Source organism: Candidatus Thalassolituus haligoni (assembly GCF_041222825.1).
In the GTDB taxonomy this organism is placed as follows: Bacteria; Pseudomonadota; Gammaproteobacteria; order Pseudomonadales; family Oceanobacteraceae; genus Oceanobacter; species Oceanobacter antarcticus.
In genome coordinates this window covers 3601735-3621123 of the sequence record NZ_CP139482.1, presented here as the reverse complement: position 1 = coordinate 3621123, position 19389 = coordinate 3601735, and the positions used below count along the sequence as shown (strand labels likewise).

Below are 19389 nucleotides of genomic sequence, written 5' to 3'. Positions count from 1 at the left end.
TATTCCGAAATTTCCGCAATGTAAAATTAGTATCGTCAGCAAGTGCTATCGTGTTTCCCCTCTCAGGACTCGGTAGCATTTGTTGGCACCCAGCCCGTTTTATCGGCACACCCTGTAAGCTGTAAGGACGCGTAATGGATGAATCAATAGTCAGCCCATCTGCCAAAACCAGACAGGACAGTCATACTTTTCAGTTTGAAAAGTTCAGTATCCGTGGTGCAACCCATAACAGCACTCAACTGACCGTATTCCCTTCGGGAGAATGGAAATCGGTCAGCAATATCAGCACTCATGTTGCCTCTTTTAAACCCCGGATTGGTCTTTCCATCGAGTTTTTTTTACGGGATACCGGCATGACGATTCCTGTTGGCAGTGTTCCTGATGACTGGAGTCCCAAGCATCTGTGGAGTACCACTTTTGCCAAACTGGAAGATCGTACTATTCGCAGTTCTGGCAAAAGTGAGTTTATTGCCAGCCAGTTTGAGACCTTGTCGCAAAATGCCGAAGGCAAGTTGAGGTTGCGTATTCAGCACAAGCCGAGTTTGCTGAGTCGGTTTTTCTGATCGGCTCGGCTGCATTGGGGACAGTGGTCAGACAGGGGTTACTCCCTGTTGGTCGGCGATATTTTGCTGCAGCACAATGCGGTAGCGCGGCTTGCCTGCTTCCAGATAGCCCAGGGCTTGGTTAATTTCACTCATCGGCATGACTTCTGTTTGCGGCAAGATGTCGTGGCGGGCGGCAAATTCGAGCATGGTCTTGATGGTACCAGGACTGCCCACTTCAGACGCCATCACCGCTCGTTGACCAATCAGATTGATATCCAGCGGTTCCAATAATACCCCCAGCAACACCAGCTTGCCCTTGGGTTTGAGTGTAGCGATGTAGCGCCGCCATTCAAGTTTGACATTGACGGTTGAAATAATCAGATCAAAGCGGTTTTTTGCCTCTTTCAGCGCTGCGCTATCGCGGCTGTTGATAATTTCGTGGGCACCAAAGCGTCGGGCCTCATCGGCTTTGTCGGGGGAGGAGGTGAAGGCGGTGACTTCGCAGCCCCAGGCTTTGAGAAACTGCAGCGCCAAATGACCGAGTCCGCCGATACCAATCACCGCAACTCTGGCGGTAGGTGATAACTGGTGCTGCATCAGCGGGTTAAAGGTTGTGACGCCAGCACAAAACAGTGGCCCGGCCTGTTCCATGGGAATAGCAGCTGGTATCGCGATCACACTGCTGGCTTCGGCCCGCACTCGATCGGCAAAGCCACCGTGTCGACCAACAATGGTTTCTTCAACGGCATAACACAGGTTGTGGTCGCCGTTCATACAGCATTCGCAGGTGTGGCAAAAACCGGATTGCCAGCCTAGCCCGACAATATCACCGACGGCAAACTGGGTGACCAAATCGCCGGTTGCAGCAATGCGACCGACAGCCTCATGGCCGGGAATAAAAGGGTATTGGCTGACGCCCCAGTCGTTGTTGATCATGCTCAGATCGCTGTGACACAGACCGCAATACTCAACGGCAATCTCGACCTGATGACTGCCTAATGGCCCCGGATCGTATTCATAAGGACGAAGCTCTCCACCTGCTTCAAATACCGCGTAACCTGTAATCATGAACTGCTCCTGTCGAATATGAGTCGGTGTATTTTGACCTTAATCGACAATCACACTATCAGAGAATGGCAAGTTTTTAATGGACGTCCGGAATCCCTCCCGATAGCGGTGTGAGCACGGTGTTCACTGACCGGAGTTTGCCGTACAACATGGGCGTGGGTACGGGAGGGCACAGGACGTAAGGGAAATACGCCCGCGTTATGAGTGAACAGCGGTGAGCTTGGTGCCGTTAAACCTTTGAGGCAGTTTCGAGTATGTCCGGTCGTGTGGCGGCAAGCTTGGCGTTGAGATAACGCAAACGGCGGCTGATTTCACGCAGCATGTTCATCTGGATCAGGGTGAATTGCTCGAGATCGTATTGGTACAGCTCGTATAAGGCCGCTGCTGGCAGCTCCAGTGCATCGCAGTCGGTAATGGCACGTACCGTTGCCCCGCGGGGGTTCATATCCACAACGGCCATTTCTCCAAAGCTGTCACCTGGCCCTAGTTGGCGCAACTGGCGCATTTCATCTCCACACTGTTTCATCACTTCGGCGTTGCCTGTTTCCAGTACAAAAATCGAGCTGGCAGGATCGTCTTCGTAAAAGAAGGCCTGTCGTGCCTGGACTTGTCGCTGGATGCAGCGGCTTTCGATAAAATTGATGGCATCGGCACTGAGTGCGCCAAAAATAGGCATATTCTGAAGTAATTTCAGACGTTGCGGACTGAGTCCGGATGTTTCCGGTGAGCATTGACTGGCAGAGTCATGAATCATGGCGATCACTTGTGACTGGAACCTGTTAGCCATGGTACTGCCAGGCAGCGGTCAAAGGAAAGCGGAACTGTGTCACGAATCACTATGGTCTTAGACGCTGACGGCAAGAACCGTTAGCGTCTGCTTTTTGCGACCGTTGAAGTCAGGCTCCGAGACGAGCATACAGCTCGGATTCATCCCGGGGTGCCGCAATCAGGTCGTCCAGTTGTTGTGGTGCCTGAGTGACCTTGTGTTCGGAGTTGATCCCCAGTTTGCGGAACAGCGCCTGATCCTTGTTGGCCGCCGGGTTAGGCGTGGTCAGCAAGCATTCGCCGTAGAAGATGGAGTTGGCTCCGGCAAAGAAACACATCGCTTGCATTTCCTCGCTCATTTCCTCGCGTCCAGCGCTTAATCGCACATGGGACTTTGGCATCAGGATACGGGCAACTGCAATGCTGCGGATAAAGTCGAGCGGATCAACGTCAGCTGCATGTTCCAGTGGCGTACCGGCTACTTTGACCAGTTGGTTGATGGGCACTGAATCCGGGTGTTGGGGCAGGTTGGCCAGTTGTTGTAACAGGCCAGCGCGATCACGCTGGCTTTCGCCCATACCAAGAATGCCGCCGGAACAGACTTTCATACCGGCCTTACGAACATTGTCGAGGGTTTCGAGGCGGTCGCCGTAGGAACGGGTGGTGATGATTTCGCCGTAATAGTCAGGCGAGGTATCCAAGTTGTGGTTGTAATAATCCAGCCCGGCTTGACCCAGGCGGCTGGCTTTGTCTTCGTCGAGCATGCCCAGGGTCATGCATGTTTCCAGGCCGAGTTCCTTGACGCCTTTAACCATTGCCAGTACGTACGGCATGTCTTTTTCTCGTGGCGAGCGCCAGGCGGCACCCATACAGAAGCGGTCGGAACCGGCGGCCTTGGCGGCTTTGGCTTTTTCCAGTACGGCTTCCACTTCCATCAAGCGTTCTTTCTCGAGACCGGTATCGTAGCGGGCACTTTGTGGGCAGTAAGCGCAGTCTTCCGGACAGGCACCGGTCTTGATCGATAGCAGTGTGCTGACCTGTACCGCGTTCGGGTCAAAGTATTGGCGGTGAACCGTCTGGGCCTGAAACAGCAAGTCGTTAAACGGCTGGTTCAGCAGTGCCTGTATTTCGTCCAGGGTCCAGTCGTTACGAATGGCAGCGTTGGCTGGCTGCGAGGAGGACTGAAAGTTGGCTGCTACGGCACTGCCCATGGCGGTCTCCATTTGGCTGATTCGGGTAAGGGATGCTAATAGTGCGGGTTGCCAGGGCTGCAGGCAATTTTGGGCCGCTGTTATGCTGACTATTGTTCAAAAAATGTTCGTCAGTCAGCTGTGGCTGTCATGCTACGACACCAGCACGGCAACAGATAAATCCTGGCAGCAAAAGATCTCATCGGCGGCTGCCTTCAACGTGCTTCCGCTCGCGGTCGTCAGCGCTGTATTCGTTATCTGGCGTGAGATCGGCAGCTGGAAGTTGCGAAGCTGTGTGATTCAGCTAAACCTGTATGAGGGAGAGTTGATCATGTATTCAATCAGGAAAACGCTATGAACCAGCGACGCTACACCCGAGTGCCGTTTTTGCGCCGCGCCCAGATAGAAACCAGGGGTCAGCGTATGGAAGTTCAGTGCCTGGATCTGAGTTTGCGTGGTGTATTGCTGGCCCGTCCAATGGAATCCAATTGGGCGTTGGAACAGCATATTCAGTTTGTCCTGACGTTGGGTGATCAGAATCAGATTGTGATGGATTGCTCGGTCGCTCATATCGATGATGATGTGGTTGGCTGTGCCTGTGATTCATTGGGGTTGGAGAGCCTGACGTTGTTACGGCGGGTACTGGAACTGAACTTGCCTGAGCCGTCTCATGTGCAGCGTGAACTGGCCGAACTGATCCGGGGCGACAAATACGTTCACGGCTAATTTGTGCACCTGACGTCAGTTTGGGTGCCAATTCGCGGTATAGTAACGCCTTCGACGCCAGCCGAGGTTTGCCATGTACTATCCGTTTCTGAATGATGTTCCATTTTTGTCTGCTATTGGCAAAGCCGTCTGTGTGGGCCGTAATTATGCTGCCCACGCCGCCGAGTTGAATAATCCTGTCCCTGAGCGGCCATTACTGTTTATCAAACCAGCTGACGCTATTGTGGCGATGGAAGGTGATATCACGATTCCGGTTAATGCCGGTGCTGTGCATCACGAGCTGGAAATCGCCCTGCTGATCGGGCGGCCGTTATCATTCGCCAATCATCAGCAGGCATTGGCGGCAATCGCCGGGGTTGGTCTGGCACTGGATTTGACGCTGCGGGATGTTCAGGATGGCTTGAAACAGAAAGGCCACCCTTGGGAGCGTGCCAAAGCGTTTGATGGTGCTTGCCCGGTTTCCCGCTTTGTGGCAGCAGAGCAAGTGAATGACTGGGCCGATCTGAATGTGTCGCTATTGCGTAACGGCACCATGCAACAGCAAGGTAGCAGTGCGGCGATGCTGTTTCCGGTGGCTGATTTGCTGGTTGAAATCAGCCAGCACTTTACTCTGAACCCTGGCGATCTGGTATTGACCGGTACTCCGGCTGGAGTGGGTCCGCTTGAGCCAGGCGACCAGTTAACGGCGACTCTGCAAGATTGGTTGTCGATCTCGTGCCAGGTTGTGGCGCGACAAAATGCTGAAGAGCAGGGAGGTAAGTAATGGCTTCTTGTGATGCTCCTGGCTTGCAAACGTTGGACGAAGCACTGGAGCAAATCCTGTCGCAGTTGTCACCGCTGCATGAGCAGGAATGGATTCCATTGTCACAAGCTGATGGCAGAGTGTTGGCAGCTGACGTTCAAAGTTGCCTGGATCTGCCTCCGGCAGACAACTCCGCCATGGATGGTTATGCCGTACGGGTGGAGGATCTGACAGAGTTTGATTGGCTCACCATTAATCAGCGCATTCTGGCGGGAGACGCCATTACCCAGCCGATTTTGCCGGGTGAGTGTGCTCGTATCATGACTGGTGCCATGGTGCCGGAAGGTGCGGATACCGTCATCATGCAGGAAGATGCCGAGCTGGGTGACAACGGCAAGGTTCGTTTTCTGGCTGCGGTAAAACCGGCCGCCAATATTCGTCGTCGAGGTGAGGAAATAGCCTCTGGTGATACCGTGTTATCAGCCGGACGGCGTTTACGGGCGGCAGATATTGGTCTGCTGGCGAGCCTTGGGATTGACCGTGTGGCGGTGTGTTGCCGGGTGAGGGTTGCGATTATGGCAACCGGAAACGAACTGGTGGCCCCCGGACAAGCACTGCAAGCGGGACAGATTTACGAGTCCAACAGTCAGGTGCTGGCCGCACTGCTGGTGCGGCTGGGTTGTACGGTCATTCACTTTGGTATTGTGCCAGATGACCCGCAGGCATTACGCCTGGCTTACCAGAATGCCGACAATCAGGCTGACCTGGTCATTGCATCAGGTGGCGTCTCGGTTGGAGAAGCAGACTTCAGCAAGCAAGTATTGGATGAACTGGGTCAGGTGGGGTTGTGGAAGTTGGCCATCAAGCCAGGCAAGCCCTTTGCGTTCGGCCGTTTAGCCAATAGCTGGTTTACCGGTTTGCCGGGTAATCCGGTATCCACCATGATTACCTTTGATCAGCTGGTGGTGCCGATGCTGAAAAAACTGGCCGGAGAAAATACACCGCCACGATTAAAAATGCGCGCCCGATTAACCTGTGGGTTACGCCGTCGACCTGGACGTCTGGAATTTCAGCGGGCGGTGGTGTCAACCACAGCCGATGGCGTACTTGCAGTGACACCTCTGGCTCGTCAGGGATCAGCGCTGCTGAGCACCATGGCGGAAGCTAATGCCTATATCCTGCTTGATGGGGGTACGGCCAGCCTGGAAGAAGGTAAATATGTCCGGGTTGAGCTGTTTGACGGGTTGTTATCGTAGGGCCCGCCTCCGTGTGTGGCCGTGGTGAGCATGTGCGCAAAATTCACCAGAAGCCACGTAGGGCCCGCCTCCGTGCGTGGCCGTGGTGAACATATACGAGGCCGCAGTTAATATGTGCGCAAAATTCACCAGCGTTGCGGACAGCCACGTAGGGCCCGCCTCCGTGCGTGGCCGTGGTGAACATGTATGTGGCCGTGGTGAATATGTACGTGCTACCAGACGAAATCCTAGAACGGAATATCGTCGTCAAAATCATCAAAGCTGTTGCCCGGCTGCGGTGCGGCTTGGGGTGCAGGCGCTTGCTGATAACCACCAGGTGGTTGTTGCGGCCTAGATGTTGGCTGTTGTGGTACTTGTTGCGGTGCTTGCTGTGGTGCCTGCTGTGGTTGTTGGTGCATCGGCTGTTGCGGCGCAGGGGCCGGTTGTTGATACGGCTGCTGATAACTACCCTGCGGGTTGTGCATTGGCGCTTGCTGGGCTGGTTGTTGTGGCTGGCCATAGCCTTGTCCGCCCATTCCTCCTTGAGCCGGTGACGGAGCAGCGGTCGGATTCATCATGCCTGCTGCCCCTTGTTGCGGATAGCCGCTGTTCATGCCACCGCCCATACCATTGTTCATACCCCCGCTCATGTCGCCACCACCATTATTACGATTGTCGAGCATCATCATGTCGTTGCAGACGATTTCTGTGGTGTAACGCTTAACGCCGTCTTTTTCCCATTCGCGGGTTTTCAGACGCCCTTCAAAATAGGCCTTGGAACCTTTTTTCAGATATTGCTGAACGATTTCAGCCAGCTTGCCGTAGACCACCAGGCGGTGCCATTCGGTTTGCTCCACTTTCTGACCGGTTTGCTTGTCGTTATAGCTCTCATCGGTCGCCATTGTCAGGTTGGCAACGGCATTGCCATTGGGCATGTAGCGTACTTCCGGGTCGCGGCCCAGAGTACCAATCAGTGTCACTTTGTTAACGCTGCGACCCATAAGATTCTCCTGTGGTATGTGTAATAGCTTGTGCCAGTTCCTGATCAAACTCGCTGGCCGTCACTTTTAAATAAACGGCCTGTTCTTCAGGTAATTCGGTCAGTTCGGCTACGCCGCTGAGCGCCAGCAAAGCTCGGTGTTGATATTGGGTTAATGGTTGTAGCAAGGCCAACCGCACGCTGGTGAGATGGCGGGGAGGAGGTGTTGCCACCATCAGCAGTCCCCATAACAACACAGCCGCAGCAAAGATGGCAAACACGCTGCTTGCTCCCCAATGGGATAGCACCCAGCCACCAATACTGCCGCCAGCGAAGGCCCCCAGAAACTGCATGCTGGAATAAATGCCCATTGCACTGCCTTTGGCTCCGGCTGGAGCGATTTTGCTGAGCCAGGAAGGCAGACTGGCTTCCATCAGGTTAAAGCCGAGGAAGTAAAGCAGCATCAGTCCGGCCCATTGCCAGAGCGTGGCGGCTTGTGTCATTAGCAGCAGAGCGATCAGAATCAGGGTCGCTGCAATCAGCACGACATTTTTCATCTGGCGGCGTTTTTCTGCAATGATTATCAGTGGCACCATCAGGGCAAACGCCAGCAGTAATACCGGCAGGTAGAGGTAACTATGGTGTTCTGCTGGCAGATCAAGTTGTGTGAGCTGCAGTGGAATGGCGACAAAAATGGCCACCATCAAGGCATGGAGTACAAAAACGCCGATATTCAGCGGCCAGAGTGAGCCATTAGCCAGCTGCAATCGAACTTCGCTGAGTACCGCCACCGAGTCGCGGTGATGGGTTTTTGGGGGGGATGGTATCAGTAGCAGGGTCACGGCAATGCCCCCCAGTGCCAGCACGCCAGTGAGTGTAAAAATCAGCGATAATCCACCGATACTCGATAACCAGGGGCCCAGTACCAGGGCAACAGAAAATGACAGGCCAATACTGGCACCAATAAAGGCCATGGCTTTCATCCGGCTCTGTTCATTGGTGAGGTCAGTGACCAACGCCATGATGGCACTGGCAATGGCACCGCCGCCTTGCAGGGCACGGCCAATAATCAGGCCGTAAACGCTGTCAGCATGGGCAGCAATCAGGCTGCCTGCTGCAAAAATCAGCAGCCCGACAACAATGACCGGCTTGCGGCCAATACGATCTGACAGGGCACCTGCAGGAATCTGCAGTAACGCCTGGGTCAGACCATAGACACCCATTGCCAGGCCGAGGAGTTGGGGAGTGGCATCTTTCAGTGTCAGGCCATCCAGCATCAATACCGGAAGTACCATAAACAGGCCCAGCATACGCAGGGCGTAGAGAGCAGCGAGTGATGCGATAGCACGCTGTTGAGCAGATTCAGGTATGGCGGTCATGCGAAGTCCAATGAGAGGAGCCAGCCCTGGCTTCCGGGGTCGGTGACGGCAGTCGGGTTTAAAAAGTGCGCTAGTTTAACAGGAATAACGATCCGTTTTCAGCAATGACGCATGGGAGTCTGTGCTTCCCATTAAATTCCATAAAAACTTGCCAGCACTACAGGCCAGCGCTCTTTTTTTGACCGGTTGTTAGGGTAGAATTATCCGAAACCGCTACGGACAGGATGTCGCCCGTGGTGGTGAGGTTTAGTCAAGGAGAGACGTTATGCATCTGCAAGACGACGCGGGTAGGCGTCATATCCTGTTGTTCGGGCGCCAGAATCTGCAAAATACGGTGTTGCTGGCCTACATCCAGGGTCAACTGGGCATGCATAGCCAGCTTGTACATGAGCTGGTTTGGCCGCCAGCCTGTTTGCCGGCTGATGGACAAACGTTGTTGATGTTTGACACTGATGGTGTTCGTCCTGAACGCCTCGCCAGGGTGCTGGATACAGTCTATGAAAAAGGTGACGACACCTCGCCTGCCATCGCACTGTTTAATGTTCCCCCGCGCCATGCCATGGAATCGTTTGTTTGCTGGCCCAGGGTGTGTGCCTTGTTCTATCGCGATTCAACCCAGCAACAATTGATTCGAGGCGTAGAAGCTGTTTTTAAAGGGGAACTCTGGTTACCCCGAAAGCTGGTGAATGCTCATCTTGAACGTACCCGGCAACGCCCTCGTGCATTTGAACCTCCTCCGGTATCGCTGACCAGTCGGGAATCTGAAATTCTGCATTTGGTAGCGACGGGTGCGACTAATCAGGCTATTGCTGAAATTCTGGAACTCAGTACACATACGGTGAAAACCCATTTGTACAACTTGTTCAGAAAAGTGGGCGTCAAGAACCGGGTACAGGCAATTAATTGGGCCAAGGAACATCTGTCTGTCTGATGTATTTGGTCATGTATACCGATGACCAGGTAAGGGCCGCCCGATATATGGTTCTCTCCTTTGTCTCTGTTTTCAAAGCCGCTAAGCTGGGTGGCACTTGTGCAAGGGGGTTGTGTTGTATGTCGAAACGGATACTGATTACCGGGGCAGGGCGGCGATTGGGCAAGGTGCTGGCGTTGCATTTTTTGCAGCAGGACTGGCAGGTGGTCGGCCACTATAATACGGTCAGCGAGCTACCGGATCATGACAGTTTGTCCTTGTTGCAAGCCAATCTCGCAGACACTGCGGATACCTTGCGGTTATGCCAGCAGTTGCAGCATCAGCCAGCATTTGATGCGGTGATTCATAATGCTTCCTGTTTTGTTCCGGATGCCGCTGGCGGCCATACCCCGGCAGAGCAGGCGGCGCATCTGACGGCGCATCTGAATGTTCATGTTGTGGCTCCGGCCTTGATTACCCAGTGTCTGGAGCATCACTGGAACGCGGGAGCTGCGATGGTGGTACTTGCCGATATTTATGCCGATCTTCCCAATCAACGTTTCAGTGCGTACTGCTCCAGCAAGGCGGGATTGCAAAATTGGGCCTTAAGCATGGCGCAGCGTCTGGCAGGTCGGGTGCGGGTCAATGTGATTCAGCCGGGGCCGATCCAGTTTTTACCGGATCATGATGATGCCTATCGGCAGCGGGTATTGTCACAATCTCTGGTGCCGCATGAACTGGGCTATGGTGCCATCGTCAAGGCATGTGATTATCTGTTGGATAACGAGGCAGTGACCGGGTCGGTGATGCGGGTGGACGGCGGTCGTTTTGTCGCCAATCGTTACGATCAGACCTTTAGTACGGATTGATGTGTGGTGTCATGGGTCAGTACTGGCTGCCAGATTTGCTGCACCCGGCGATAGTAGCTCTCGTCGAGGATCTGGTTAAGACACTCGGGCGCAGCACTGCCTTCGGCGAGAATGTCCAGGTCGATGGTGCGATCCTTGAGTTTGCGAGCAGGGGATTTGGCTTCGCGTCCTAACGTGCGTTCGATTTCCAGTAATATTTCCTTGACCCGAGTGGCGCCCAGGCCAGTACTGATTACCGCCAGCTGATTTTTGAAGGGGTATTGAAAGGTATCACCCACTGGCGCAGTTTCCAGCTCGGGAGAGGTCGCCAGCAGCTCAAAGTGCTGAAGCAGTGCCTGTCGTGCCAGTGGCAAGTGCTCATCCGGGTTTAGATTGCTGCCCAGGCCAAGCAGATAAAATGCCATAACAACTCCCACCGATGAAAAGTTGTACAAGAATGGGAAACCGGTGTGTCAGCTGTCAAGTGATTCTGTTATCCCGGATTCTCGTAAACATTGACGTTGTTGGATAAAACGGTACTGTTAATTACGGGCAAGCTGTTGCTCTGCTTATCGTCTTGATTGTAAAAATTGTAAAGCTATTGGATGCGGCAAGGAGGCTGATATGGAAATTATCTGGCTGTTTACTCTGGTTCTGGCGTTTGTACTGTGTGTTGTTCCGGTTATGGCGTCTGGTGATTATTCCCCCCCTTTGATGCTGGCAAAAGTCTGGCGTGAGTCCCTTGACCCGTCGGCCTATCTGGTTAGCGAAAAGCTGGATGGTGTTCGGGCCTACTGGAATGGCAAGCAACTGCTCAGTCGCAGTGGTTTGCAGATTCATGCACCGGCCTGGTTTCTGGCGCAACTGCCGGAGTTGCCCCTGGATGGCGAACTGTGGGCAGGGCGCGGTTCTTTTGAACGGGTCAGTCTGTTGGTTCGTGCTATCAAGCCGCAGGATGAGGCCTGGCAGGGAGTACGCTTTATGGCGTTTGATTTACCTGACAGTCCGGTGACGTTTACGGATCGCTACTGGTTACTCAAAACCCTGGTAGAGGAGCTGAATTCGCCCTGTGTCGATGTGGTCAGGCAGCAAACGGTTAATGATCAGACCGCCTTGTTGGCCAGGCTCGACAGTGTGCTGGCTGAGGGCGGGGAAGGCTTGATGCTCAAGCGTCGTCAATCGCTTTATCAGGCCCGGCGGAGCGATGATTTGCTTAAATACAAACCCTTGCAGGATGCGGAAGGTACTGTGATCGGCTACGTGCCGGGCAAGGGTAAATACTTGGGTATGACCGGTGCACTGCGGGTATTAACCGATGATGGTCGAGAAATTCGTCTTGGCTCCGGCCTGACAGATGCGTTACGCAAGAACCCCCCTCCCCGTGGAGACCGGGTTAGCTATGCCTTTAACGGTTATACCGCCAATGGGCTACCACGCTTTGCCCGCTTTGTTCGGGTGCGTCCAGAGGAATAAGCGCGGAGCCGATGGTGGTAGACTGACGAATTTAACGATGAGCAGTTTATGGGTCGAGTCGTACAACGGGTGTTGCCAGCCGCATGGCAAGCAGGGCCGTCAGAGCAAATATCACCTGTATTGCAGCGGGTATATGCTGCCCGAGGGGTAACAACAGCCGAGCAAACGCGGTTGTCGCTGCAGCAGTTGTTGCCCTATCACTCAATGAAAGGGGTGCAGCAGGCGGTGAATTTGCTGGTGCAGGTTGTTCAGCAGAATCAGCGATTACTGATTGTTGGCGATTTTGATGTTGATGGCGCGACCAGCACGGCGCTGGCGATTCGCGCCCTGCGCTTGATGGGAGCCACCTCGATTGACTATCTGGTTCCCAACCGCTTTGATTTTGGCTACGGCCTGACACCGGAGTTGGTGGAGGTCGCGGTTAGCAGACGTCCGGATTTGATCATGACCGTCGATAATGGCATTGCGGCCATGGCGGGAGTGGCAGCGGCAGCGGCAAAAGGTATTCCGGTGCTGGTAACCGATCACCATTTACCCGCCGAGCAGCTGCCGAATGCGGCGGCAATTGTGAATCCGAACCAGCCCGGTTGTGTATTCCCCAGCAAGGCTGCCTGCGGGTGTACGGTTGTTTTTTATCTGATGCTGGCACTCAAGGCGCGGTTGCTGGAAGTCGGCTATTTTACCTCGGCTGCGATCGCAGCGCCGAACCTGGTTGAGTTACTCGATCTGGTGGCGTTGGCAACGGTCGCCGATGTGGTGCCTCTGGATTTTAATAACCGGATTCTGGTTGAGCAGGGCTTGCGGCGTATTCGTGCCGGGCGCACGGTAGCGGGTATTCAGGCGTTGTTACAAGTGGCAGGGAAAACCTCGACCCGTGTGGTATCGGCCGATTTTGGTTTCGCTGTTGGCCCGCGCTTGAATGCTGCCGGGCGTCTCGATGATATGGCGTTGGGTATTGAGTGCTTGCTGTGTGATGACCCGGCGCTGGCATTACAAATGGCGCTGCAGCTGGATGAACTGAATCGCGACCGGCGCCAGATTGAAGCAGCGATGGCCGCTGATGCCGAGCGTTTTCTGGCAGTATTGGATACGGGTCAGGCGTTCCCCGCCGGAGTGTGTCTGTTTCACCGAGACTGGCATCAGGGTGTGATCGGAATATTGGCGTCGCGGGTGAAAGAGAAAATTCATCGCCCGGTGATTGCTTTTGCATTGTCCGATACGGGCGAATTAAAAGGCTCGGCGCGTTCAATTGCCGGGTTGCATATGCGTGACGCGCTGGATCTGTTGCACAAACGCCATCCGCAGTTGATGGTCAAGTTTGGTGGTCATGCCATGGCAGCGGGCCTGACACTGGTAGCCGGTGGTTTTGACACCTTTGTTCAGGCATTTGCCGATATTTGCCAGCAGTTACTCGGCGCAGAAGATCTGGCTGAACGTACCGATGTGGATGGTGAGCTGGAAGCCACTGATTTTACTCTGGAGCTGGCGGAACAGTTACGCTGGGCCGGGCCATGGGGGCAGGGATTTCCTCCCCCTGGTTTTAGCGGCCGGTTCCGTTTGCTGCAACAGCGAATTGTCGGTGACAAACATCTCAAAATGCTGGTGCAGCCCGAGAGCGGCGGTGTATTACTGGATGCGATTTGCTTTAATGTCGACCTCGGGCAGTGGCCATCATCGGCTGCTCAGGTGGATATGGTTTATCAGCTGGATGTGAATGAGTTTCGCGGGCGGCAGAGTGTACAGTTGCTGGTGAGTCATTTGTCAGCAGTTGTGTGAATCCGTGAACGGATAAGGAATGTTTCCGCTTTATAACGGCAAGGAGGGCCAGGATGGCTCCAGACAACAAATGTATATCAGCCGATACCGAATGCCCGGTGCCAGATAAAGATAAAGATGGTTATCAGTGGTCTTTGTATCACCTGGCACTGGCGTTATTACTGTTGATTGTGCTGGCTTGGGGCGGCAACACCCAGGCGGAAATCTATCAGTGGCGTGATGACAATGGGCGTCTGCATTTCTCTGATGAACCGCCCCCCAGCGCAGGTATTGACGCCAGCAAGGTTGAACTGCAACCCATATCGGAATACACCAGTGCACCGGAGCACAAGCGGGGTTTGTCATCCTCCTCTTCCAGCTCGACATCGTCTGGATCCGCGTCAAAAGCGGCCCGGGCAGCCCGTGTAGCGGCGGAGCAAAAACGCAAGGCATTACAGCAGCAGCGCTGTGAAAAATACCGCCGTCTTTACCGGAATACGAGTAAATCCCTTACCTCTGATATCAACTATGCCGTTAAAAAGCGCGATAAAAAAAATACCTATCGCGACAAGATCAGGGAATATTGCCATTAAACCGGGCTACTCTGAGTGAATCGGGATGAGAATATTGTCGCTATCAAGAACTATTGCTCTGATACCAACAATTCATTCCGTTTGCATGCCCTAGTCATTTCATCCGGGCTACACCAGAATGCCGCAATTCAGAAAATATATCTGTGCTAACCAGCGGTTGGGTTGCGCATCCGGCTTGATTCAGAGCCTTGTGGATGATCAACCAGCACTGGCAAGCATCGGTTTCGCTTATACAAGAGGACAGTATGAGAAGACATCAGGCAGGTTCGGGTTACCTCAAACTCCCGCTTTTGGCCGCATTGGTTTTAACCCTCAGTGCCTGTCAGGAAAAAGAGCAGCAGGCGGCACCGGCGGCTAAGCAAATGCCACCCACCGGGGTGGACGTCGTTCAGCTTGCACCACAGTCATTTGAACTGGCCGATACCTTGGCCGGGCGAGTAACTGCCTATCGGGTCGCTGAAATACGCCCCCAGGTAACCGGTATTATTCTCAAGCGCTTTTTTAATGAAGGTGCCAAGGTCAAGGCGGGTGACAAGCTTTACCAGATTGACTCAACTCTTTATGAAGCCGAACTATCCAGTGCGCGCGCGCAGTTGGCGGTGGCGGAAGCCAATGCTTACAGTGCACGACTGAAAGCAGAGCGCTACAAGGAATTGTCCCGTACTTCTGCCATCAGCCGCCAGGATGTGGATGATTCACAGGCAAGCTGGAAACAGTCCGAAGCGCAGATCAAACTGGCGGAAGCGGCCGTTCGCAGTGCCGAAATCAACCTGGGTTATACCAAAATTACCGCTCCGATTTCCGGTGTGATTTCGCGCTCCAGTATTACCGAAGGCGCGTTGGTTTCTGCTCAGCAAGAAGGGGCATTGACGGTGATTCGCCAGATTTCTCCGATTTATGTCGACGTTCAAAGCCCGGCCGTCAAGATTATGGGTATGAAGTCTTCGGCATCGTCACTGGACGTCTCCTTGACGTTGCAGGATGGATCGACCTATAGCGAAACCGGCAAAATCCAGTTTACCGATGTGGGCGTTGACCAGGGTACCGGCACAGTGAACATTCGTACCCTGTTCGATAACAAGAACGGATTGTTATTACCTGGCATGTTTGTACGGGCCAATATCGCTCACGATCGGGTCGAAAATGCCATTTTGGTGCCGCAAAAAGCGGTATCCCGCAATCCAGACAGCACCACAACCGTGATGGTGGTTGGAGCAGACAATGTGGTGCAGCCGCGTCCGGTGGTCGTCACCCGTGCGGTAGGCGATCAGTGGCTGGTCAGTTCCGGTTTGCAGGTTGGTGAACAGGTTGTCGTTGCCGGATTACAGAAGATTCGAGCAGGTGCAACCGTTGCCCCGCATCTCATTAATGTCTCGGCAGAGCAATAAGGAGTAGCGGATTATGGCCCGATTTTTTATCGACAGGCCCATCTTTGCCTGGGTACTTGCCATCATGATTATGGTGGCGGGTGGACTGGCAGTGGTGAACCTGCCTATCCAGCAATACCCGACCATTGCGCCGCCGTCGGTCAGTATTGAAGCAACCTATCCTGGTGCCTCGGCACAGACGCTGGAAGACAGTGTTACCCAGGTGATTGAACAGAATATGACCGGGCTGGATGGCTTGCTGTATATGTCGTCTAACAGCAGCAGTTCTGGTCGTGCGACCATTACGCTGACGTTTGCGGCGGGTATGGATCCGGATATTGCCCAGGTTCAGGTGCAGAACAAGTTATCGCAAGCGGAACCGCTGTTGCCAGAAGAAGTGCAGCGCCAGGGTGTTGCGGTGAGCAAGGGCCGTACCGGCTTTCTGATGGTGATTGGTTTGGTGTCCAGTGATGGAACCCTGACCAAAAGCGATCTGGCGGACTACGGTATTGCCCAATTGAAAGACCCGCTGTCTCGGGTTCAAGGTGTTGGTGGCATCACCGTCTTTGGTGCCCAGTACTCCATGCGTATCTGGCTGCAGCCTGAAAAACTGACGGCTTATGGTCTGACTCCGCTGGAAGTACGCCAGGCGGTATCCGAGCAGAATAGCCAGTTTCCGGCCGGTGAACTGGGTGGCTTGCCAGCTGTTGCCAACCAGCAGATGAATGCTTCCATCATTGCCCAGACGCGTATGGAAAGCGTGGAAGAGTTTGAAAATATTCTGATCAAGGTGAATCAGGATGGCTCCCAGATACGCGTCAAAGACATCGCCAGGGTTGAGCTGGGGGCTGAAAGCTATTCTGTCGACAGTCGCTACAATGGCAAGCCGGCAACCGGTCTGGGTATTCAGCTGGCCAGTGGTGCCAATGCACTGGATACCGCCGAAGCAGTACGCAAGCGTCTGGCCGAACTGGAACCATTCTTCCCCCAGGGGCTGGAGATTGTTTACCCATACGACACCACGCCATTTGTGAAACTATCGATTGAGGAAGTTGCTCACACCCTGGTTGAAGCCATCGTACTGGTGTTCCTGGTGATGTTCCTGTTTCTGGGGAAATTCCGTGCCACGCTGATTCCAACCATTGCCGTACCTGTGGTACTGCTGGGTACGTTTGGCATCATGGCGATTGCGGGGTACAGCATTAATACGCTGACCATGTTTGGTCTGGTGCTGGCCATTGGCTTGTTGGTGGATGACGCCATTGTGGTGGTCGAAAACGTCGAGCGGGTGATGGAAGAAGAAGGCTTGTCGCCGAAGGAAGCGACCAAACGCTCCATGCAGCAGATAACCAATGCCCTGATCGGTATTGCATTGGTGTTGTCGGCGGTATTTGTCCCTATGGCCTTTATGTCTGGCTCGACCGGGGCTATTTATCGCCAGTTTTCGTTAACCATTGTATCGGCGATGGCGTTGTCGGTGTTTGTGGCCCTGACGTTAACCCCGGCATTGTGCGCTACCTTGTTGCGACCCCATAAACATGGGCATGGTGAATCCGGTTTCTTTGGCCTGTTTAACCGTTTGTTCGGCAAGGCGACGGATAAATACGAAGGCGGCGTTTCGAGAACCTTGCGTAGCCCGATTCGTATGGTGCTGGTGTATGGCGGCTTGCTGGTGGTTATGGCGGTACTTTATGTGCGTTTGCCAGCGTCGTTCCTGCCGGAAGAAGATCAGGGCGTGTTGCTGAACCTGGCGATGCTACCGGCTGGTGCCACGATGGAACGCAACTATGAAGTGATGGATAAGCTTACCGAGCACTACATGAACGAACCCTCGGTTGCTTCCGTGTTTACCGTCTCCGGCTTCAGCTTCACCGGCCAGGGCCAGAACCAGGGCCTGGCGTTTGTCAGTCTGAAACCATGGGATGAGCGTCAATCGCCGGATCAGTCAGTTGGTGCCATTATTGGTCGAGCCTGGGGTGCCTTGAGTCAGGTGAAAGATGCGGTGATTTATCCCATCAACCTGCCGCCGATCATCGAATTGGGTACGGCAACCGGTTTCAACGTCATGCTGCAGGATCGTGGCAATATTGGCCATGACAAGCTGGTTCAAGCCCGCAATATGTTGCTGGGGATGGCGGCGCAAGATCCGCGTTTGGTACGTGTACGGCCGAATGGCATGGAAGATGTGCCGGTGTTCCGTATTGATATCGACTATGAAAAAGTTAAAACCCTGGGGCTTAGCGTCAGTGATGTGAACAGTACGCTCAGCACCGCCTGGGGGTCGGCGTATGTTAACGACTTCCTGGATCGGGGCCGGGTGAAAAAGGTTTACATCCAGGCAGATGCTCCGGCGCGTATGTTACCGGGTGACCTGAACAAGTGGTACGTCCGTAATAACAAAGGCGAAATGGTACCCTTCAGCTCATTCGCAACCACTCACTGGGACTACGGCTCGCCGCGTCTGGAACGCTACAACGGCGTGCCTGCAGTCAATATTCAGGGTGAGTCGGCACCGGGTATGAGTACCGGTGACGCGATGGCAGCGATTGAAGAGATTGTCGCCAAGTTGCCTCCGGGTGTAGGTATTGAATGGACCGGCATGTCCTATCAGGAGCGTATGGCAGGGTCGCAGGCTCCGATGCTGTATGCGCTGTCATTGCTGGTGGTGTTCCTCTGCCTGGCGGCTCTGTACGAAAGCTGGTCTGTTCCCTTTGCGGTCATTCTGGTCGTCCCTCTGGGGGTGTTGGGTGCATTGCTGGCAACGTACAGCCGGGATCTGGCCAATGACGTGTACTTCCAGGTCGGCTTGCTGACGACCATTGGTCTGTCGGCCAAGAACGCCATTCTGATTGTGGAGTTTGCCAAGGCGCTGCATGAAGAAGGAAAACCGCTGGTTGCCGCTGCGATAGAAGCAGCACGCTTGCGTTTACGTCCGATTATCATGACCTCAATGGCATTCATACTGGGGGTATTGCCACTGGCAATCAGTACAGGTGCCGGAGCGGCGAGCCGTCAGGCAATTGGTACCGGCGTGATTGGTGGCATGCTCAGTGCCACCTTCCTGGCGATCTTCTTTGTACCGGTCTTTTACGTACTGGTGATCAAGTTGACCGAATGGCTGAGTGGTAACAAGAAAACCACCTGATCCTGTGCTGTAACATGTCTTATAGCCTGTAACTACCTGTCAACAGGCAACCCCGGAACCGGGCGGTGGATTTATCCTCCGCCCGGTTTTATATTGGCGCAGCAATACGCGCACCTCTCTTTCCTGTATCTGTACCCGCACATGCTGCAAGGAACTGCTTATGTTGAGTATGTTGGCCAATCTGCTGAAAGCTCTGAATTCAGAAACCGCCCCCTGGCAAATTTCTCTGGCGCTTTGTCTGTCATTACCTGTAGCGCTGACCCCCTTCTGGGGACTGCATAATTTGCTGATTTTATTACTGGTGTTACTGATTCGTACCAATATCGCCAGTTTCCTGTTTGGCCTGGCGCTGTTCTCTTTATTGGCCATGCTGATCGATCCGCTGTCGGTGCGGCTGGGTGAGAGTTTGCTGGCCAATCCGGCGCTGATTGACACCTGGACGTCACTCTATCAGAGCGACTTCTGGCGTCTGATGGGCTTTAACCACACCCTCACCCTGGGCGGATTTGTTATTGCACTGGTGAGCATGGCCCCGCTGTTTGCGGTGATGCAGGTATTGATCAAACAGTACCGCAGCAAGGTGATGGCCTGGGTTAACAAACTCAAAATCGTGCAGGCGCTGAAAGCGTCGAAGTTTTATTCCATCTACCAGTCAGTGGCGGGGTAACG

19 protein-coding genes are annotated in these 19389 nt (G+C 54.0%); 13 read left to right on the top strand and 6 right to left on the bottom strand.

The window, feature by feature from the left end; all coding sequences use genetic code 11:
- Positions 1-134 precede the first annotated feature (134 nt).
- The gene (locus SOJ49_RS16265; RefSeq protein WP_369855544.1) at positions 135-563 is read left to right on the top strand and encodes a hypothetical protein; all 429 of its coding nucleotides are present in this window, start codon (positions 135-137) and stop codon (positions 561-563) included.
- A 27-nt stretch (positions 564-590) separates the two neighbouring features.
- Here the strand turns inward: SOJ49_RS16265 and SOJ49_RS16260 are convergent, their stop codons facing one another.
- The 3 genes from SOJ49_RS16260 to bioB all read right to left on the bottom strand — a co-directional run bounded on the left by SOJ49_RS16260 (position 591) and on the right by bioB (position 3589).
- Positions 591-1613 carry an NAD(P)-dependent alcohol dehydrogenase gene (locus tag SOJ49_RS16260; RefSeq protein ID WP_369855543.1) on the bottom strand — a complete coding sequence of 341 codons (1023 nt, stop codon included), beginning with the start codon at positions 1611-1613 and terminating at the stop codon, positions 591-593.
- Between the two features lie 229 nt (positions 1614-1842).
- Positions 1843-2400 (bottom strand): Crp/Fnr family transcriptional regulator, encoded by a 558-nt coding sequence (locus SOJ49_RS16255; protein WP_369855542.1) that lies wholly within the window; start codon positions 2398-2400, stop codon positions 1843-1845.
- A gap of 109 nt (positions 2401-2509) precedes the next feature.
- The gene (bioB, locus tag SOJ49_RS16250) at positions 2510-3589 is read right to left on the bottom strand and encodes a biotin synthase BioB (protein WP_369855541.1); all 1080 of its coding nucleotides are present in this window, start codon (positions 3587-3589) and stop codon (positions 2510-2512) included.
- Here bioB and SOJ49_RS16245 point away from each other — a divergent pair.
- The 4 genes from SOJ49_RS16245 to glp all read left to right on the top strand — a co-directional run bounded on the left by SOJ49_RS16245 (position 3588) and on the right by glp (position 6292).
- Positions 3588-3926, top strand: coding sequence for a hypothetical protein (locus SOJ49_RS16245; RefSeq protein WP_369855540.1), 339 nt, complete (start codon positions 3588-3590; stop codon positions 3924-3926). The two genes, bioB and SOJ49_RS16245, sit on opposite strands and share 2 nt — an antisense overlap.
- Positions 3923-4294 carry a PilZ domain-containing protein gene (locus SOJ49_RS16240; protein ID WP_369855539.1) on the top strand — a complete coding sequence of 124 codons (372 nt, stop codon included), beginning with the start codon at positions 3923-3925 and terminating at the stop codon, positions 4292-4294. Before SOJ49_RS16245 ends, SOJ49_RS16240 begins: the two co-directional genes overlap by 4 nt.
- A 73-nt stretch (positions 4295-4367) precedes the next feature.
- Positions 4368-5057 carry a fumarylacetoacetate hydrolase family protein gene (locus SOJ49_RS16235; protein ID WP_369855538.1) on the top strand — a complete coding sequence of 230 codons (690 nt, stop codon included), beginning with the start codon at positions 4368-4370 and terminating at the stop codon, positions 5055-5057.
- Entirely contained in the window at positions 5057-6292 is a 1236-nt protein-coding gene (glp, locus tag SOJ49_RS16230) for a gephyrin-like molybdotransferase Glp (protein WP_369855537.1), read from the top strand. Before SOJ49_RS16235 ends, glp begins: the two co-directional genes overlap by 1 nt.
- Before the next feature lie 227 nt (positions 6293-6519).
- On the opposite strand, the gene ssb is transcribed toward glp, so the two are convergent.
- Both ssb and SOJ49_RS16220 read right to left on the bottom strand, forming a co-directional pair.
- The gene (gene ssb, locus SOJ49_RS16225; RefSeq protein ID WP_369855536.1) at positions 6520-7272 is read right to left on the bottom strand and encodes a single-stranded DNA-binding protein; all 753 of its coding nucleotides are present in this window, start codon (positions 7270-7272) and stop codon (positions 6520-6522) included.
- Entirely contained in the window at positions 7256-8629 is a 1374-nt protein-coding gene (locus SOJ49_RS16220; RefSeq protein ID WP_369855535.1) for an MFS transporter, read from the bottom strand. The genes ssb and SOJ49_RS16220 overlap by 17 nt, the downstream gene beginning before the upstream one ends.
- A 265-nt stretch (positions 8630-8894) precedes the next feature.
- Here SOJ49_RS16220 and SOJ49_RS16215 point away from each other — a divergent pair, with 265 nt between their 5' ends.
- Both SOJ49_RS16215 and SOJ49_RS16210 read left to right on the top strand, forming a co-directional pair.
- On the top strand, positions 8895-9560 hold the full coding sequence (locus SOJ49_RS16215) for a LuxR C-terminal-related transcriptional regulator (protein ID WP_369855534.1): 666 nt from the start codon (positions 8895-8897) through the stop codon (positions 9558-9560).
- Positions 9561-9679: 119 nt separating this feature from the next.
- Positions 9680-10408, top strand: coding sequence for an SDR family oxidoreductase (locus SOJ49_RS16210; protein WP_369855533.1), 729 nt, complete (start codon positions 9680-9682; stop codon positions 10406-10408).
- On the opposite strand, the gene folK is transcribed toward SOJ49_RS16210, so the two are convergent.
- Positions 10387-10812 carry a 2-amino-4-hydroxy-6-hydroxymethyldihydropteridine diphosphokinase gene (gene folK / locus SOJ49_RS16205; protein WP_369855532.1) on the bottom strand — a complete coding sequence of 142 codons (426 nt, stop codon included), beginning with the start codon at positions 10810-10812 and terminating at the stop codon, positions 10387-10389. The two genes, SOJ49_RS16210 and folK, sit on opposite strands and share 22 nt — an antisense overlap.
- Positions 10813-11011: 199 nt before the next feature.
- On the opposite strand from folK, the gene SOJ49_RS16200 reads away from it, so the two are divergent.
- The 6 genes from SOJ49_RS16200 to SOJ49_RS16175 all read left to right on the top strand — a co-directional run bounded on the left by SOJ49_RS16200 (position 11012) and on the right by SOJ49_RS16175 (position 19387).
- Complete coding sequence (locus SOJ49_RS16200) at positions 11012-11860, top strand: DNA ligase (RefSeq protein WP_369855531.1); 849 nt, start codon at positions 11012-11014, stop codon at positions 11858-11860.
- A gap of 48 nt (positions 11861-11908) precedes the next feature.
- Entirely contained in the window at positions 11909-13636 is a 1728-nt protein-coding gene (recJ, locus tag SOJ49_RS16195; protein ID WP_369855530.1) for a single-stranded-DNA-specific exonuclease RecJ, read from the top strand.
- Between the two features lie 53 nt (positions 13637-13689).
- Positions 13690-14208 carry a DUF4124 domain-containing protein gene (locus SOJ49_RS16190; protein ID WP_369855529.1) on the top strand — a complete coding sequence of 173 codons (519 nt, stop codon included), beginning with the start codon at positions 13690-13692 and terminating at the stop codon, positions 14206-14208.
- 245 nt (positions 14209-14453) lie between these two features.
- Complete coding sequence (locus SOJ49_RS16185; protein WP_369855528.1) at positions 14454-15596, top strand: efflux RND transporter periplasmic adaptor subunit; 1143 nt, start codon at positions 14454-14456, stop codon at positions 15594-15596.
- A gap of 13 nt (positions 15597-15609) precedes the next feature.
- The gene (locus SOJ49_RS16180) at positions 15610-18720 is read left to right on the top strand and encodes an efflux RND transporter permease subunit (protein ID WP_369855527.1); all 3111 of its coding nucleotides are present in this window, start codon (positions 15610-15612) and stop codon (positions 18718-18720) included.
- A gap of 160 nt (positions 18721-18880) precedes the next feature.
- On the top strand, positions 18881-19387 hold the full coding sequence (locus tag SOJ49_RS16175; protein WP_369855526.1) for a TIGR03546 family protein: 507 nt from the start codon (positions 18881-18883) through the stop codon (positions 19385-19387).
- The last annotated feature ends 2 nt before the right edge of the window (positions 19388-19389 follow it).

Bases quoted from the DNA above. Each gene is read 5' to 3' on its own strand.
- SOJ49_RS16260 (WP_369855543.1), bottom strand. From the start codon at position 1,613: ATGATTACAGGTTACGCGGTATTTGAAGCAGGTGGAGAGCTTCGTCCT.
- SOJ49_RS16215 (WP_369855534.1), top strand. From the start codon at position 8,895: ATGCATCTGCAAGACGACGCGGGTAGGCGTCATATCCTGTTGTTCGGG.
- SOJ49_RS16220 (WP_369855535.1), bottom strand. From the start codon at position 8,629: ATGACCGCCATACCTGAATCTGCTCAACAGCGTGCTATCGCATCACTC.
- SOJ49_RS16245 (WP_369855540.1), top strand. From the start codon at position 3,588: ATGGCGGTCTCCATTTGGCTGATTCGGGTAAGGGATGCTAATAGTGCG.
- SOJ49_RS16255 (WP_369855542.1), bottom strand. From the start codon at position 2,400: ATGGCTAACAGGTTCCAGTCACAAGTGATCGCCATGATTCATGACTCT.
- SOJ49_RS16210 (WP_369855533.1), top strand. From the start codon at position 9,680: ATGTCGAAACGGATACTGATTACCGGGGCAGGGCGGCGATTGGGCAAG.
- folK (WP_369855532.1), bottom strand. From the start codon at position 10,812: ATGGCATTTTATCTGCTTGGCCTGGGCAGCAATCTAAACCCGGATGAG.
- SOJ49_RS16185 (WP_369855528.1), top strand. From the start codon at position 14,454: ATGAGAAGACATCAGGCAGGTTCGGGTTACCTCAAACTCCCGCTTTTG.
- SOJ49_RS16240 (WP_369855539.1), top strand. From the start codon at position 3,923: ATGAACCAGCGACGCTACACCCGAGTGCCGTTTTTGCGCCGCGCCCAG.
- bioB (WP_369855541.1), bottom strand. From the start codon at position 3,589: ATGGGCAGTGCCGTAGCAGCCAACTTTCAGTCCTCCTCGCAGCCAGCC.
- recJ (WP_369855530.1), top strand. From the start codon at position 11,909: ATGGGTCGAGTCGTACAACGGGTGTTGCCAGCCGCATGGCAAGCAGGG.
- SOJ49_RS16200 (WP_369855531.1), top strand. From the start codon at position 11,012: ATGGAAATTATCTGGCTGTTTACTCTGGTTCTGGCGTTTGTACTGTGT.
- SOJ49_RS16235 (WP_369855538.1), top strand. From the start codon at position 4,368: ATGTACTATCCGTTTCTGAATGATGTTCCATTTTTGTCTGCTATTGGC.
- SOJ49_RS16265 (WP_369855544.1), top strand. From the start codon at position 135: ATGGATGAATCAATAGTCAGCCCATCTGCCAAAACCAGACAGGACAGT.
- glp (WP_369855537.1), top strand. From the start codon at position 5,057: ATGGCTTCTTGTGATGCTCCTGGCTTGCAAACGTTGGACGAAGCACTG.
- SOJ49_RS16175 (WP_369855526.1), top strand. From the start codon at position 18,881: ATGTTGAGTATGTTGGCCAATCTGCTGAAAGCTCTGAATTCAGAAACC.
- SOJ49_RS16190 (WP_369855529.1), top strand. From the start codon at position 13,690: ATGGCTCCAGACAACAAATGTATATCAGCCGATACCGAATGCCCGGTG.
- SOJ49_RS16180 (WP_369855527.1), top strand. From the start codon at position 15,610: ATGGCCCGATTTTTTATCGACAGGCCCATCTTTGCCTGGGTACTTGCC.
- ssb (WP_369855536.1), bottom strand. From the start codon at position 7,272: ATGGGTCGCAGCGTTAACAAAGTGACACTGATTGGTACTCTGGGCCGC.